The organism is Halomonas sp. H10-9-1, from assembly GCF_040147005.1.
GTDB lineage: Bacteria > Pseudomonadota > Gammaproteobacteria > Pseudomonadales > Halomonadaceae > Halomonas.
This window is the reverse complement of the sequence record NZ_JAMSHO010000001.1, coordinates 2,337,696-2,352,430: the sequence shown is the minus strand read 5'-3', so window position 1 is coordinate 2,352,430 and position 14,735 is coordinate 2,337,696. Positions and strand designations below refer to the sequence as shown.

The 14,735-nt window shown below is 67.1% G+C and carries 12 protein-coding genes; 9 read left to right on the top strand and 3 right to left on the bottom strand.

The features are described from left to right. Nucleotides 1-125 precede the first annotated feature (125 nt). The 4 genes from NFH66_RS10860 (at nucleotide 126) to NFH66_RS10845 (ending at nucleotide 4,394) form a co-directional block, all read left to right on the top strand. Entirely contained in the window at nucleotides 126-1,172 is a 1,047-nt protein-coding gene (locus NFH66_RS10860) for an ArsJ-associated glyceraldehyde-3-phosphate dehydrogenase (RefSeq protein WP_349610319.1), read from the top strand. Then, on the top strand, nucleotides 1,165-2,403 hold the full coding sequence (gene arsJ, locus NFH66_RS10855; protein ID WP_349610318.1) for an organoarsenical effux MFS transporter ArsJ: 1,239 nt from the start codon (nucleotides 1,165-1,167) through the stop codon (nucleotides 2,401-2,403). Before NFH66_RS10860 ends, arsJ begins: the two co-directional genes overlap by 8 nt. A gap of 167 nt (nucleotides 2,404-2,570) precedes the next feature. Next, nucleotides 2,571-3,611 (top strand): IS110 family RNA-guided transposase, encoded by a 1,041-nt coding sequence (locus tag NFH66_RS10850; RefSeq protein ID WP_023006782.1) that lies wholly within the window; start codon nucleotides 2,571-2,573, stop codon nucleotides 3,609-3,611. A gap of 432 nt (nucleotides 3,612-4,043) precedes the next feature. Then, nucleotides 4,044-4,394 (top strand): metalloregulator ArsR/SmtB family transcription factor, encoded by a 351-nt coding sequence (locus NFH66_RS10845; protein ID WP_349610317.1) that lies wholly within the window; start codon nucleotides 4,044-4,046, stop codon nucleotides 4,392-4,394. Here the strand turns inward: NFH66_RS10845 and NFH66_RS10840 are convergent, their stop codons facing one another. From NFH66_RS10840 to NFH66_RS10830, 3 genes are all read right to left on the bottom strand, one after another. Then, entirely contained in the window at nucleotides 4,395-5,609 is a 1,215-nt protein-coding gene (locus NFH66_RS10840) for an MFS transporter (RefSeq protein WP_349610316.1), read from the bottom strand. A 42-nt stretch (nucleotides 5,610-5,651) separates the two neighbouring features. Further along, nucleotides 5,652-6,752, bottom strand: coding sequence for an ACR3 family arsenite efflux transporter (arsB, locus tag NFH66_RS10835; RefSeq protein ID WP_349610315.1), 1,101 nt, complete (start codon nucleotides 6,750-6,752; stop codon nucleotides 5,652-5,654). A 145-nt stretch (nucleotides 6,753-6,897) separates the two neighbouring features. After that, the gene (locus NFH66_RS10830; protein WP_349610314.1) at nucleotides 6,898-8,085 is read right to left on the bottom strand and encodes an acetyl-CoA C-acyltransferase; all 1,188 of its coding nucleotides are present in this window, start codon (nucleotides 8,083-8,085) and stop codon (nucleotides 6,898-6,900) included. Between the two features lie 157 nt (nucleotides 8,086-8,242). Between NFH66_RS10830 and NFH66_RS10825 the strand changes: the two genes are divergently transcribed. The 5 genes from NFH66_RS10825 to NFH66_RS10805 all read left to right on the top strand — a co-directional run bounded on the left by NFH66_RS10825 (nucleotide 8,243) and on the right by NFH66_RS10805 (nucleotide 14,702). Then, the gene (locus NFH66_RS10825) at nucleotides 8,243-8,818 is read left to right on the top strand and encodes a TetR/AcrR family transcriptional regulator (RefSeq protein ID WP_349610313.1); all 576 of its coding nucleotides are present in this window, start codon (nucleotides 8,243-8,245) and stop codon (nucleotides 8,816-8,818) included. A gap of 149 nt (nucleotides 8,819-8,967) precedes the next feature. Next, nucleotides 8,968-10,641: an AMP-binding protein gene (locus NFH66_RS10820; protein ID WP_349610311.1), complete on the top strand. Its 1,674-nt coding sequence runs from the start codon at nucleotides 8,968-8,970 to the stop codon at nucleotides 10,639-10,641. An 84-nt stretch (nucleotides 10,642-10,725) separates the two neighbouring features. Further along, nucleotides 10,726-11,493, top strand: coding sequence for an SDR family NAD(P)-dependent oxidoreductase (locus NFH66_RS10815; RefSeq protein WP_349610310.1), 768 nt, complete (start codon nucleotides 10,726-10,728; stop codon nucleotides 11,491-11,493). A gap of 250 nt (nucleotides 11,494-11,743) precedes the next feature. Then, nucleotides 11,744-13,555 (top strand): acyl-CoA dehydrogenase C-terminal domain-containing protein, encoded by a 1,812-nt coding sequence (locus NFH66_RS10810; RefSeq protein ID WP_349610309.1) that lies wholly within the window; start codon nucleotides 11,744-11,746, stop codon nucleotides 13,553-13,555. Nucleotides 13,556-13,736: 181 nt separating this feature from the next. Then, the gene (locus NFH66_RS10805; protein ID WP_161432702.1) at nucleotides 13,737-14,702 is read left to right on the top strand and encodes a zinc-binding metallopeptidase family protein; all 966 of its coding nucleotides are present in this window, start codon (nucleotides 13,737-13,739) and stop codon (nucleotides 14,700-14,702) included. The last annotated feature ends 33 nt before the right edge of the window (nucleotides 14,703-14,735 follow it).

Here is a 14,735-nt window from a genome sequence, read left to right as displayed (position 1 = left end):
GTCAGTGGGTAACACCGACGGGGAGGCTCAGGCCTCCCCGTCGTCGTCTGCGACTGTCACCGGATTGACATTGCATCGATATATATGGAATTCCAGATATCATCATGGATTCACGGGAGGTGAACATGACCCTATCCATCGGCATCAACGGCTTCGGCCGCATCGGCCGCCTGGTGCTGCGCAGCCTCTGGCCCCGCGTCGCGGCCGGCGAGGTGGAGCTTGCGCGTATCAATGACCCGGGTGGCGATGCCGCCACCTTCGCCCACCTCCTCGAGTTCGACTCCGTCCACGGCCACTGGAGCCCAGGGCAGGGCATCCGGGCGGAGGATGACGCCATCGTCATCGACGGCCGCCGTATCGCCTGCAGTGCCAACCGAGCCCTGGAGGAGAGCGACTGGTCCGACTGCCGGGTGGTCATCGAGTGTTCCGGCAAGATGAAGACGAAAGACAGGCTGCAGGCCTACCTCGACCAGGGTGTCGAGCGCGTGGTGGTCAGCGCGCCGGTGAAGGAGGAGGGCGTGCTCAACGTGGTGGTGGGGGTCAACGACCACCAGTATGACCCCGAGGTCCATCGCATCGTCACCGCGGCGAGCTGCACCACCAACTGCCTGGCGCCGGTGGTCAAGGTGATCCACGAGACCTTTGGCATCCGCCACGGCTCCATGACCACGGTGCATGACATCACCAACACCCAGACGATCCTCGATGCCCCCCACAAGGACCTCAGGCGCGCGCGGGCCTGTGGCATGAGCCTGATTCCCACCACCACCGGCTCGGCCAAGGCGATCACCGCCATCTTCCCGGAGCTTGAGGGCAAGCTGAACGGCCATGCCATCCGCGTGCCGCTGGCCAACGCCTCGCTGACCGACATGGTCTTCGAACTCGAGCGCGAGGTGACGGTGGAGGAGGTCAATGGGGCCCTGAAGCAGGCAGCGGACGGCGAGCTTGCCGGCATCCTGGGCTACGAGGAACGTCCACTGGTCTCCATCGACTACCGCACCGACCCGCGCAGCTCGATCATCGATGCACTATCGACCATGGTCATCAACGGCACCCAGCTCAAGCTCTACGCCTGGTACGACAACGAGTGGGGCTACGCCAACCGCACCGCCGAGCTGGCCCTGAAGGTGGGGAATGAGCAGGTAGGGAACGAGCGGGTGGGACGTGGCTGAATCGCTTGCCTCACGCGTCAAGGCACTGCCCTACGAGGTGCGCCAGTACCTGCTGATCACCGGCAACTACTGGGCCTTCACCCTCACCGATGGCGCCCTGCGCATGCTGGTGGTGTTGCACTTCCACCGGCTGGGTTACTCGCCGCTGGAAGTGGCGCTGCTGTTTCTCTTCTACGAGGCCTTCGGCGTGGTCACCAACCTGGTGGGCGGCTGGCTGGGCGCCCGCCTGGGGCTCAACCGCACCATGAACGCCGGCCTGGCGTTGCAGATCCTGGCCCTGGCGATGCTGATGGTGCCCGCCTCGGCGCTCAGCGTGCCCTGGGTGATGGCCGCCCAGGCGCTCTCGGGCATCGCCAAGGACCTCAACAAGATGAGCGCCAAGAGCGCGGTGAAGGTGCTGGTGCCCAAGGACAGCCCCAGCGCCGGTAGCGCCCTCTACCGCTGGGTGGCGATCCTCACCGGTTCCAAGAACGCGCTGAAGGGCGCGGGCTTCTTCCTCGGCGGCGTGCTGCTGACGCTGATCGGCTTCCGCGGCGCCATGCTTGTCATGGCCGCCATGCTCGCCATCGTGCTGGCCATGTCGCTGGTCCGGCTCAAGGCCGACCTGGGTCGCCAGACGCGCAAGCCGAAGTTCAGCGAGGTGTTCTCCTCCTCAAGGGCGATCAACGTGCTCTCGGCAGCCAGGCTCTGCCTGTTCGCCTCCCGGGACGTCTGGTTCGTGGTGGCACTGCCGGTGTTCCTGTATGACCAGCACGGCTGGAGCCACTGGACGGTGGGTGGCCTGCTGGCGGTGTGGGTGATCGGCTATGGTGGCGTGCAGACCCAGGCGCCGCGCCTCACCGGCCTGGTCAAGGGCGGGGCGCGCGGGATTACCGCCTTCTGGGCCCTGCTGCTGGCCGGCCTGCCGGCGCTCCTGGCGCTGCTGCCGCTGGCCGAGGTGGGCGCCCTGGTGGCGGGGCTGCTCGCCTTCGGCGTGCTGTTCGCCGTCAACTCCAGCTGGCACAGCTACCTGGTCGTCCACTACGCCCGCGCCGACGGTGTCTCGATGGACGTGGGCTTCTACTACATGGCCAATGCCATGGGGCGCCTCGCCGGCACGCTGCTCTCCGGCTGGGTCTACCAGGTTCATGGGCTTGCCGCCTGCCTGTGGATCTCGGCTGCCCTAGTGGCGGCGAGTGCGCTGATGGCCCTGGCGCTGCCGCAAGAAGCCCGGTTGGACGGTAGCTACTAGACAAGCTGCGATAGCGAAAGGCGCCGGGGACAGGTCGGAGAGGGGGTCCTATGCCATGGATGGCATCGGTAGCAATGGGATGGAGTCCTCCCCACCCTATATCGGCGTCGTTGCGCCACACTGGTGGGCGAGAACACCAACCAGCCTGAGGGTGAGGAGAACTCGTCATGAACATTACCCGTGTCGGCGTCGATATCGCAAAGTCTGTTTTTCATGTCCACGGCGTCGATCGCCATGATCAGGTGCAGTGGCAAGGTAAGTACACCCGCGAAAAATGGCTGAATGCGGTCAGCAAGCGGGTGCCGGCGGGAGCCGAGATCGGCATGGAAGCCTGTGCCTCGTCTCACTTCTGGGCGCGGGCCCTGCAGGCGCGGGGCTATCGCGTCAAGTTGATCGCCGCACAGTTCGTGACGCCCTACGTGAAGAGCAACAAGAATGACCGGGTCGACGCCGAAGCGATCTGTGAAGCCATGGGGCGGCCCAGTATGCGCTTCGTGGCCGTCAAGAGCGTCGCTCAGCAGGATACCCAGGCGGCACACCGCATTCGTGAAGAGCTGGTACGGCAGCGCACGGCCAAGGCCAACCAGATACGCGGGCTGGTGGGGGAGTATGGCCTGGTCGCTCCGGTGGGTATCGGTCAGTTGCGTGCCGCCCTGCCTCGCTGGCTGGAAGCGGCAGACAACGGGCTGACGGATGCCTTTCGTGTCCTGCTTGCCGGCCTTGCCGAGGATCTGCGCCACCTGGATGAGCGCATCGCGACGGTCACGGCAAGCCTCGAGCGACAGGCCAAGACCGACCCCGTGGCCAAGCGGCTGATGACGCTGCAGGGTATCGGTCCACTGACCGCCACCGCGCTGGCCGGCGCCCTCGGCGATGGCAAGAGCTTTCGGCGCGGGCGAGATTTTGCCGCCTCGCTCGGCTTGACGCCGCGACAGCACAGCACCGGGGGGCGAGACCGCCTGCTGGGCATCAGCAAACGCGGCGACAGTTACCTGCGCAAGCTACTGGTGCATGGCGCGCGCTCGGTGCTCCGGCATGTGGGCACCAAGGACGACGGCCTGAGCCAGTGGGTCAGGCACCTGGCCGAGCACAAGCATGCCAATGTGGCGGTCGTCGCACTGGCCAACAAGACGGCACGGATCGCCTGGGCGGTAACCCGCCATGAGACGGCCTATGATGCGTCGCTGGCGTCGCGGCTGTCGGCATGAAAAACGATTGGATTTAGCACGTTAGTGTAATATTGAGCATCGTCCACCACGATTGCTGAGCATGCTGCAGGATGGCGAACAGGTCGAACCGACGTCAGACAACCCCTTCTGGACGCTGAGCCTTTTGAGCTCGAGGTAGCGATTGGGAGCTGACGTGCGGATAGCCCATCAAGGTCCGATGCTCATCAGAGCATCATTAACGAGACCGGATATACGTGTGCAGTCGTACCTACCGACCATCGTGCCTCGTGCTTGCAAACGGGGAGGACTCCATATACGCCCAGGGAGGGGTTCACAGCGCCCCCTCGCAGGCCTGTCGCCGGGAAAGCCTTGAACAGAGTTGCGCCCCACGTTTCCCCTGGCCACACGGGCCTGAACATCACCTCGGCCGTGGCGTAGAATGACCGAGAGCTTTCGTTCAAGGAATCCCCGATGACGCTGGACCCGCTGCGCCTGTTCAAATGCCTGAGCGACGAGACGCGCCTGATGCTGACCCTGCTGATCCTGCGCGAGGGGGAGCTGTGCGTCTGCGAGATGACCCACGCCCTGGAGGCCTCCCAGCCCAAGGTCTCGCGCCATCTCGCCCAGCTGCGCCACTGCGGGTTGCTCAACGATCGGCGCGCGGGCCAGTGGGTCTACTACGGCCTGGCATCGGCGCTGCCCGAATGGGCCATGGTGGCCCTGGAAGCCGCGGCCGAGGGGCAGGCGGCCGGCCTCGCCACGCTGCAGGCGCGCCTGGCGGGCATGGGCAACCGCCCGGAGCGGCGAGCCGCGCTGTGTTGATCAGCCTTGGCGTCTCTCGGTATCGGTGACGGGCGCCGCCTGCTGCTCGGTCAGGCGGCGCATGCTCCACAGGCCCAGTACCGGCCCCGGCAGCAGCCACCACAGCACCCAGGTCCCTTGCAGCTCCCACAGGCTGGTGGTGAGTGAGATGGCGGGAATGGTCAGGGCGAAGCCCACGGCGTTCATCACCGCCAGGGTCGCACCGATCCGCTCGCGCGGGGCGCTGTCCGTGGCCAGCGCCGAGAATTGGGGCGAGTCGGCGATCACGGCAAGCCCCCACAGCGCCAGCAGGGCGAGCAGCAGCGTCGGCGGCAGCCAGGTCACCAGCGGGTAGGCCAGGCAGATCAACCCCGAGGCAGCCAGCGCCCGGCGCGCCACCCACAGGCTGCCGCGGCGGCGGCTCAGCGCACCGCCGCCGACGCAGCCCAGCAGGCCCAGGGCGATCACGCCGAAGGCGAGCCAGGGAATCCAGAGCGGGGATGCCCCGAGCCGCTCGACCTCTCGGGCCACCAGGAAGGGCGTCAGCGTCCACAGCGCATAGAGCTCCCAGCAGTGGCCGAAATAGCCTCCGGCCACCGCACGGAAGCGTGTCTCGCGCAGCGCGGCCAGGCCGTCGCGGAGGCGTGCCTTGCCGCTCGAGGATGGCAGGTGCGGGCCGTCGCCGAGCGCCAGGATCAGCCCGCCACCCACCAGTGCCAGGCAGGATGCTCCCAGCAGCGGCCATGCCCAGGGCAGGCCCAGGCTGGCACCGCGCAGCAGGTGGGGCAGGGCGGTGCCCAGGGTCAGCATGCCGACGAGCCAGGCCAGTGCCGCCCCGGTGTGCCGCGGCGTCCAGCCTATGACGAGCTTCATGCCCAGCGGGTAGATGCCGGCCAGGCAGAGCCCGGTCAGCAGGCGCAGGGTGAGCGCCAGGGGCCACTGGTCGGCCACCAGCACGAAGCCGGCGTTGGCCAGGGCACCGGCCAGGCAGGCGGCGGCGAAGATGCGGCTGGCGCGGAAGCGGTCGGCCAGCCCGGTGGTGGCGATGAACAGGGTGCCGGCGATGAAGCCCGCCTGCACGGTCAGGGTCAGCCGGCCGAGGTCCGCCTCGGAGAAGCCCAGGTCCCGGGAGAGCGAGAGGCCCACGCCGTTGACGGAGAACCACAACGAGGTGCCGAACAGCTGGGCCAGCACGATGGTAAGCAGCGGGAAGCGCCGCAGGAGGGTCGCAGTCATCGCCTATTCCCGGGCGCGGTCACTGACCTCGATGGCCATGGGTCAGCCCCTGGCCTCGGCGGAGGCTCGGGCCTCGGCTGCGGGGAAATGGTGCCGGGTGCTGTTGGCGATGCGCACCAGGGCGAGCATCAGCGGCACCTCCACCAGCACGCCCACCACCGTGGCCAGTGCCGCCCCCGACTGCAGGCCGAAGAGGGCGATGGCGGCGGCCACGGCCAGCTCGAAGAAGTTGCTGGCGCCGATCATGGCGCCGGGGGCGGCGACGTTGTGGGGCACCTTCCACGCCTTGGCCCAGCCGTAGGCGATGAAGAAGATCAGGAAGGTCTGGAGGATCAGCGGGATGGCGATCAGCACGATATGCAGCGGCGCCTCGAGGATCACCTCGCCCTGGAAGGCGAACAGCAGCACCAGGGTGATGATCAGCCCGATGGGCGTGATCGGCCCCACCTTCTTCATGAAGACGTCGTCGTACCACTCGCTGCCGTGGCGGGCGATCAGGGTGCGCCGGGCAAGATACCCCGCGGTGAGCGGGATGACGATATACAGGAAGACCGATAGCGCCACCGTGTCCCAGGGCACCTGGATGTTGGAGACGCCGAGCAGGAAGACCACGATGGGGGCGAAGGCGAACAGCATGATCAGGTCGTTGAGGGCGACCTGCACCAGGGTGTAGGCGGCGTCGCCCCGGGTCAGGTAGCTCCACACGAAGACCATGGCGGTGCAGGGGGCCGCGCCCAGCAGGATGGCCCCGGCCAGGTACTGGCTGGCGCGCTCGGCGGGAATCAAGGGCGCGAATACCACCGTCAGGAAGAACCAGGCGATGGCGAACATGGTGAAAGGCTTTACCAGCCAGTTCACCGTGGTGGTGATGATCAGCCCCCGGGGCTGGCGGCGCACGCCGAGGATGGCGGTGAAGTCGATCTGCGCCATCATCGGGAAGATCATCGCCCAGATCAGGATCGCCACCGGGATCGACACCTGGGCGTACTCGAAGCGCGAGAGGGTCGCGGGCAGCGCGGGGGCGAACTGGCCGAGCAGCACGCCGGCGACGATGGCCAGCGCCACCCACACCGAGAGGAAGCGCTCGAAGAGCCCCATGCCCTCCGTCGTGGTCGGGGCGTCTTGGCGGGCGTGATGACTCATGGGCGGCTCTCCCGGCAGGGTGGGGGTATGCCGCGACAATATACGACCTTCCATATGTCTTCAATCGACCGTCCGGCGCGGCCGGGCCAGACGAAGGCGCCCGCCGAGGGGCGGGCGCGAGGCAGGAGCGTGGGAGGGCGCCCGATCAGTCGATCAGCTCGACCGCTACCGCCGTGGCCTCGCCGCCGCCGATGCAAAGGCTGGCGATGCCGCGCTTGCCGCCCCGGGTGCGCAGGGCGTGGATCAGGGTGGCGATGATCCGCGAGCCGGTGGAGCCGATGGGATGGCCCTGGGCGCAGGCGCCGCCGAAGACGTTGACCTTGTCGTGGGGGATGTCGAGCCCGTCCATGGCCAGCAGGGTGACCACCGCGAAGGCCTCGTTGATCTCGAACAGGTCGACGTCGTCCACCGTCCAGCCGAGCTTCTTCAGCAGCTTGTCGATGGCGCCCACCGGAGCGATGGTGAACTCGCTGGGGTGCTGGGAGTGGGTGCTGTGGCCCAGCATGCGCGCCAGCGGCCTGGCGCCCAGGCGTTCGGCGGCGGAGGCGCTGGCCAGGATCAGCGCCGAGGCACCGTCGGAGATGGAGCTGGAGTTGGCCGCGGTGATGGTGCCTTCCTTGGCGAAGGCGGGGCGCAGTGAGCGGATCTTGTCCAACTTGGCCTGGAAGGGCTGCTCGTCGTGGTTGACGATGCTCTCACCCTGGCGGCTGGTGACGGTGACGGGGGCCATCTCGGCGTCCAGGTGGCCGGCATTGGTGGCCGCCATGGCGCGCTCCAGGGAGGCGATGGCGAAGTCGTCCAGGCGCTCGCGGCTGTAGTCGCGGGCGGTGGCGATGTCCTGGGCGAAGACACCCATCAGCTTGCCGGTCTCGGCATCCTCCAGGCCATCCAGGAACATGTGGTCCTTCAACTCGCCATGGCCCAGGCGGTAGCCGGTACGTGCCTTGGTGAGCACGTGGGGCGCGTTGGACATGGACTCCATGCCGCCGGCCAGCATCACCTCGCCGCTGCCGGCACGGATCAGGTCGTGGGCCAGCATGGTGGCCTTCATGCCCGAGCCGCACAGCTTGTTGATGGTGGTGGCGCCGATGGCGTCGGGGATGCCGGCCTGGCGCATGGCCTGGCGGGCCGGACCCTGCTTGACGCCGCCGGGCAGCACGCAGCCCATGATACCCTCGTCGATGCTGGATGCCTCGATGCCGGCGCGTTCGATGGCGGCGCGGACGGCCACCGCGCCGAGTTCCGGGGCGGTCATGCTGGCGAGGCTGCCGAGCATGCCCCCCATGGGGGTGCGGGCGGCAGAGAGGAAGACGATATCGCGGGAATGGCTCATGGTGCTTCTCCTAGTGTGGCATGCGGCTCTCGCTGGAGCCGCGTTGTGCTTGTCAGCCGAGATGGTTGTTGGTCCGACGTTGCGTTGACCCATCGGCGGGGCTGTGGTCTTCTCAGGGTCAACCAAGCAAGCGCTAGTGCAAATGTCGATGAATGTAATGAATGCATCCCCACGCCGCAAGGAGTTGACCCGCCTGGCCGCCCAGTTGTTCGTCCAGGCGGGCTTCGATCGCACCACGGTGCGCATGCTGGCCCAGGAGATGGGCATCAAGTCTGGCAGCCTCTTCCACCACTTCCGCGACAAGCAGGAGATCCTGGCCGCGGTGATCGAGGAGGGCACCGAGAATGCCCTGGTCATCGCCCGGGAGGCTCTCGCTCGCTGTGACAGCAGCGCCTCGGCACGGTTACATGCCATGGCCCGCGCTCACCTGGAGACTCTGCTCACCGATCGCAACGCCCATGTGGTCGCCCTCTACGAGTGGCGTCGCCTGGATCCCGAGGCGCGTGCCCACCTGAGCCACTTGCGCGACGCCTACGAGGGGCTCTGGGAGCAGGTGATCGACGAGGCCCTGGCCGAAGGGCTGGTCCATGGCGACCGCTTCCTGGTCTCGCGCTTCGTGATGGGCGCGTTGAACTGGACGGTGCGCTGGTACGACCCACAAGGCCCGCGTACACCCGATGAACTGGCCGATGAACTGGTCGCCATGATCACCCGCTCCGCCTCGGCCGGCTGAACGCCGTCGACCAACGTCTAGTCGTTTCTCCTGTGCTCTGCCCTTGCCCTATGCGGTCCGACTCGCTAGGTTGGACCTAGCGCTTGCTAGGTTTACGCTTACGTTAACTGTAATTCCTAACAACCACAAACCTTCCAAGAGGACGGCCCATGAGCACCCAAGACCACGTGTCCGATTATCGTGACCATCTGGAGCGTTTCTCCATTGATGAGGTCATCGCGCGCCTTGACGACCATCGGGACGGCCGCGCCAACGCCTTCGAATCCTGCTGCGGGCGCCACCTGCGCGCGGGACGGGGCGAGGTGCTGGCGCTGGTCCAGGAGGATGCCCAGGGCAACGTCAATACCCTGACCTACGCCGAGCTCGAGGCCGCGAGTGCGAGACTCGCCGGCTGGCTGGTCGAGCACGGCCTGGGCGTGGGCGACCGCATCGCCTGCATGCTGCCGCGCTCGCCGCAATTGCTCGTCGCCATCCTCGCGACCTGGCGCATCGGCGCCGTCTATCAGCCGCTGTTCACCGCCTTCGGTCCGGATGCCGTGGAATATCGCCTGGGCCGCGCCGACACCAAGATGGTGATCACCGATCACGCCAATCGCTTCAAGTTCGACGGCCTGACCCAGTGCCCGCCGGTACTCGCCGTGGGTGGCCCCGACGCCAAGCATGCCGACGACCGGGACTGGGCCGAGGCGCTGGCCCACGCGCCCCTCGAGGCCACGCCGCCGCGCCTGCCCCGCGAGGCCCCCTTCCTGCAGATGTTCACCTCCGGCACCGTGGGCAAGCCCAAGGGGGTGGCGGTGCCGCTCTCCGCCATGCCGGCCTTCGCCCTCTACATGGAGCTGGCGGTCGACCTGCGCGACAGCGACCGCTTCTGGAACATGGCCGACCCGGGCTGGGCCTACGGCCTCTACTACGCCATCACAGGGCCCCTGCTGCTGGGGGGGACCACCCACTTCTGCGAGGCGGGCTTCACCGCGGAGGGGGCGCTCGCCTTCATGCAGCGCCACCGCATCACCAACTTCGCCGCCGCCCCCACCGCCTATCGGCTGATGAAGGCCTCCGGCCTGTTCGACGACGCCCACCAGGCTCTCGAGCTGCGCACGGCAAGCTCCGCCGGCGAGCCGCTCAACAGCGAAGTGGTTACCTGGGTGGAGCGCTCCCTGGGCTGCCCGGTCATGGACCATTATGGCCAGACCGAGACCGGCATGACCTGCAACAACCACCATGCGCTGGCCCACCCCAAGCACGTCGGCGGCATGGGCGTGCCGATGCCGGGCTACCGACTGGCGATTCTTGACGCCGAGTATCACGAGCTGCCCGCCGGCGAGCCGGGCGTGCTGGCGGTGGACATCGAGAACTCCCCGGCCTTCTTCTTCCCCGGCTACACCTGGCAGGAGAAGCACCCCTTCGCCAAGGGTTACTACCTGACCGGCGATGTGGTGATTCGCAACGAGGACGGCACCTTCCAGTTCGCCGGCCGCGACGACGACATCATTACCACCGCCGGCTATCGCGTCGGCCCCACCGACGTGGAGAACAGCGTGATGACCCACCCGGCGGTGGCCGAATCTGCCGCGGTGGGCCAGCCTGACGAGGTCCGCGGCGAGATCATCAAGTCCTACGTGGTGCTGCGCGAGGGCTTCGAGGCCAGCGATGAATTGGCCGAGGCGATCCGCAAGCAGGTCCGTGAGCGGCTCTCCACCCACGCCTTCCCGCGGGTGATCGAATTCGTCGAGGAACTGCCCAAGACCCCGAGCGGCAAGATCCAGCGCTTCAAGCTGCGTGCCGACGCCGTGGACAAGGCCGCGATGGGCGCTGCGCAATGACAACCGCCAGTCTCTGAAGCGAGAGGCCCGGAACAGCCTCGCGCGATCTCCAATTGTTGCCTTTCACTTCCAGGAACCCGATATATGCACGTCAAGGACAATACCTTCCTGATCACCGGCGCCGCCTCCGGACTGGGGGCGGCCACCGCCGAGCGACTGGTCGCCGCCGGTGGCCGCGTGGTGCTCTGCGACCTCAGCGACGCCGTTCAGGCCCATGCCGAGCGCCTGGGCGACGCCGCCCGGGCGGTGCGTGGCGACGTCACCTCCGGTGACGACATCCAGGCCGCGGTGGATGCCGCCGTCGAACTCGGCGGTGAGCGAGGTCTTGCCGGGGTGGTGCACTGCGCCGGCGTCGTTGGTGTGGCCAAGCTGGTCGACCGCGAGGGCAATCCCGCCGACCTCGACGCCTACATGCGCACCATCAACATCAACCTCGTGGGCACCTTCAATGTGATGCGCCTGGCCGCGGCGGCCATGGCGAAGAACGCCCCGGGCGAGGACGGCGAGCGTGGGGTGATCATCAACACCGCCTCCATTGCCGCCATGGACGGCCAGGTGGGGCAGTGCGCCTACAGCGCTTCCAAGGCCGGGGTGGTGGGCATGAGCCTGCCGGCGGCCCGGGAGCTCTCGCGCCACGGGGTGCGGGTGATGGCCATCGCTCCCGGCGTCTTCGAGACGCCGATGATGAGCGAGATCCCCGACGAGGCCGCCCAGACCCTGGCCGCTGCGGTCCCTTTCCCCAAGCGGCTCGGCAAGCCCGCCGAGTTTGCCCGCCTGGCCGAGCAGATCATCACCAATACCATGCTCAACGGCGAGGTGATCCGCCTGGACGGCGGGATTCGCATGCAGTAAGGCCTTCGGCAAGCTGCAAGCCTCAAGGAGCAAGCTTCAAGGAAACCCCTTGGCTTGCTCCTTTTTTCATCTTGCTCATGGGTGGTATCCCTTGCGCCTTGTCGCTTGAGGCTGGAATTTAAACGAACGCTTGACTCCCCATTCTCGCACGCGTAATTTCAAACGCATGTTTGAAAGTGGCCGCCGCCACTTTTCGTGACTGACTGCTGGCGACACTTCTCGTGGCCAGGTGTGGAATTGGAGAGTTGAGATGCCCGATTATCAGGCCCCCCTGCGCGATATTCGCTTCGTCATGGACGAGTTGCTGGACTATCCGGCCCATTACGCCAGCCTGCCCGGTGGCGAGGAGGCGAGCCCCGACGTGGTGGGCGCCATCCTGGAGGAGGGCGCGCGCTTCGCCCGGGAGGTGCTGTTGCCGTTGAACCAGAGCGGCGATCGCGAGGGCTGCTTGCTGGAGGGCGGTGAGGTGAAGGCGCCGAAGGGCTTCAAGGAGGCCTACGCCCAGTACGTGGAGGGGGGCTGGCCGAGCCTGGCCGCCGACCCCGAGCATGGCGGGCAGGGCCTGCCGCACTCGCTTGCCATGGTGCTCAACGAGATGGTCTGCTCCACCAACCTGGCGTGGGGCATGTATCCGGGACTCTCCCACGGCGCCGCCGACGCCCTGCGCCACCATGGCACCGACGAGCAGCAGGCCATCTACCTGACCAAGCTGGTCGAGGGCACCTGGACCGGCACCATGTGCCTGACCGAGCCCCACTGCGGTACCGATCTCGGCCTGATCAAGACCCGTGCCGTGCCGAATGACGACGGCAGCCATGCGATCACCGGTACCAAGATATTCATCTCCGCCGGCGAGCACGACCTGGCCGAGAACATCGTCCACCTGGTGCTGGCCAAGCTGCCCGATGCCCCCGAGGGCTCCAAGGGCATCTCGCTGTTTGTGGTGCCCAAATATCTTCCCGATGCGGCGGGCGAGCCGGGCGAGCGCAACGGCGTGGTGTGCGGGTCGCTGGAGCACAAGATGGGCATCCACGGCAACGCCACCTGCGTAATGAACTTCGATGCGGCGAAAGGCTTCCTGGTGGGCGCGCCCAACAAGGGCCTGGCCTGCATGTTCACCATGATGAACGCCGCGCGCATCGGCGTCGGCATCCAGGGTCTGGGCCTCACCGAGGCGAGCTTCCAGAACGCCCTGGCGTATGCACGCGACCGTCTGCAGATGCGCGCGCTCTCCGGCCCCAAGGCGCCGGAGAAGGCCGCCGACCCGATCATCGTCCACCCGGACGTGCGCCGCATGCTGCTGACCCAGAAGGCCTTTGCCGAGGGTGGCCGGATGCTGGTGCTCTACACCGCGCAGATGATCGATATCGTCGAGCACGGCACGGATGCTGCCGAGAAGGAGCGCGCCGAGACCCTGCTGGGCCTGCTGACTCCGATCGTCAAGGCGTTCCTTACCGAGGCGGGATTCGAGGCCACCAACGAGGGCGTTCAGGTGTTCGGCGGCCACGGCTTCATCCAGGAGTGGGGCATGGAGCAGCTGGTACGCGATGCGCGCATCACCCGCCTCTACGAGGGCACCACTGGCATCCAGGCCCTCGACCTGCTGGGTCGCAAGGTGCTGATGAGCCAGGGCGAGAGCCTCAAGGTGTTCACCAAGGAGATCCACAAGTTCTGCCAGGCCGAGGAGGGCAACAGCGAGCTGGCCGAGTTCGTGCGGCCGCTGGCCAAGCTCAACGCCGAGTGGGGCGAGATGACCATGGCCATCGGCATGAAGGCGATGACCGACCGCGAGGAGGTTGGCGCGGCCAGCGTCGACTACCTGATGTACGCCGGCTACGTGACCCTGGCTTATCTGTTCGCTCGCGCGGCAAAGCAGGCCCGGGCGGCGCTGGCCGAAGGCACCGAGGAGGCCGCCTTCTACCGTGCCAAGCTCGATACCGCGCGCTTCTTCTACCAGCGCTTGGTGCCGCGCACCCGCGCCCACAAGGGAGCCATCGAGGCCGGCGCCGAGCCACTGATGGCGATCAGCGCCGAGGACTTCGGCCTGGGGTTTGAAATCTGAGTCGAGTTATGAGCTTGCGTTCATAGCGACGAACGACAGGCGGCGGGGGCTTCCCTCGCCGCCTTCCGCGCATTGGACAGGACGTTAACGGAGGGAGTTTGATCGGCGGCCGCGTAAGGAGGACGATGCGGGGTAGAGCGTCGGGCCATCTGCCTTGCGGTAACAGCGGAGTGACTGCCTCATGCGTGTCTTTGCCAACCCGGTCGGTGCCGGGTCCCTCTGGTTCGATAACCTCGCCACCGCCGACGGCACTCCCGTCGCCTATGACCCTCAGGCCAGGGCGTTTCTGCCCATGCCGCCGTTCTGCGTGAATCGCGAGGTCATCGGCTGTAACTGGATCGCCCCGAAGCAGGGCGCCTTCTGCCGCTCCTGTGCCATGACCGCGTTGGCGCCGGACCCTTCCATTCCCGATGCCATGCCCAACTGGGCGCAGACCGAGGCCGCCAAGCGCTGGGTGCTCGACAACCTGGGACGCTGGCACTGGTTTCGCCCCGAGGACCCCGGCGCGCCGCCGGTATTTCATATGCTGGCCGAGGGGCCGACCCCGGTGGCCATGGGCCATGCCGGGGGCGTGGTTACCATCAGCGTGGCCGAGGCGGATGCGGTGCTGCGCACCACCCGTCGGGAAGCCCTGGAAGAGCCCTACCGCACCATGATCGGCCATATGCGCCACGAGATCTCGCATATGCTGTGGTGGCGGCTCAGCCTGCGGGATGACTTCCTGGATGCCTTCCGCAACATGTTCGGCGACGAGCGAGTGGACTACCCCAGTGCGCTCCAGCAGTACTTCCACGACGGTCCGCCGCCCGGCTGGCAGTCGAGCTTCCTCACCGCCTATGCCTCCGCGCACCCCCATGAGGACTGGGCCGAGACCGCCGCCCACCTGCTTCATCTCACCGATATCACCGACAGTTTCGTGGCGGCGGGGCTCTCCTCGCCGGAGCTGCCGAGCCCCCACTGGGACCCCTACATGGAGCCCGACGCCGAGCGCCTGATCCGAGTCGCCGCCAGCCTGGTGGCAGGCGTCAACCACGTCAATCGCTCCATGGGGCTCTCCGATCTCTACCCCTTCGTTCTCTCGGATGCCGCACGGCGCAAACTGGTGTTCGTGCATGACTGGCTGCGTCGTGGCGCCCAGGGGCTGTAAGTCGACCCAATTTGGGGGCATGATGATTGCCTC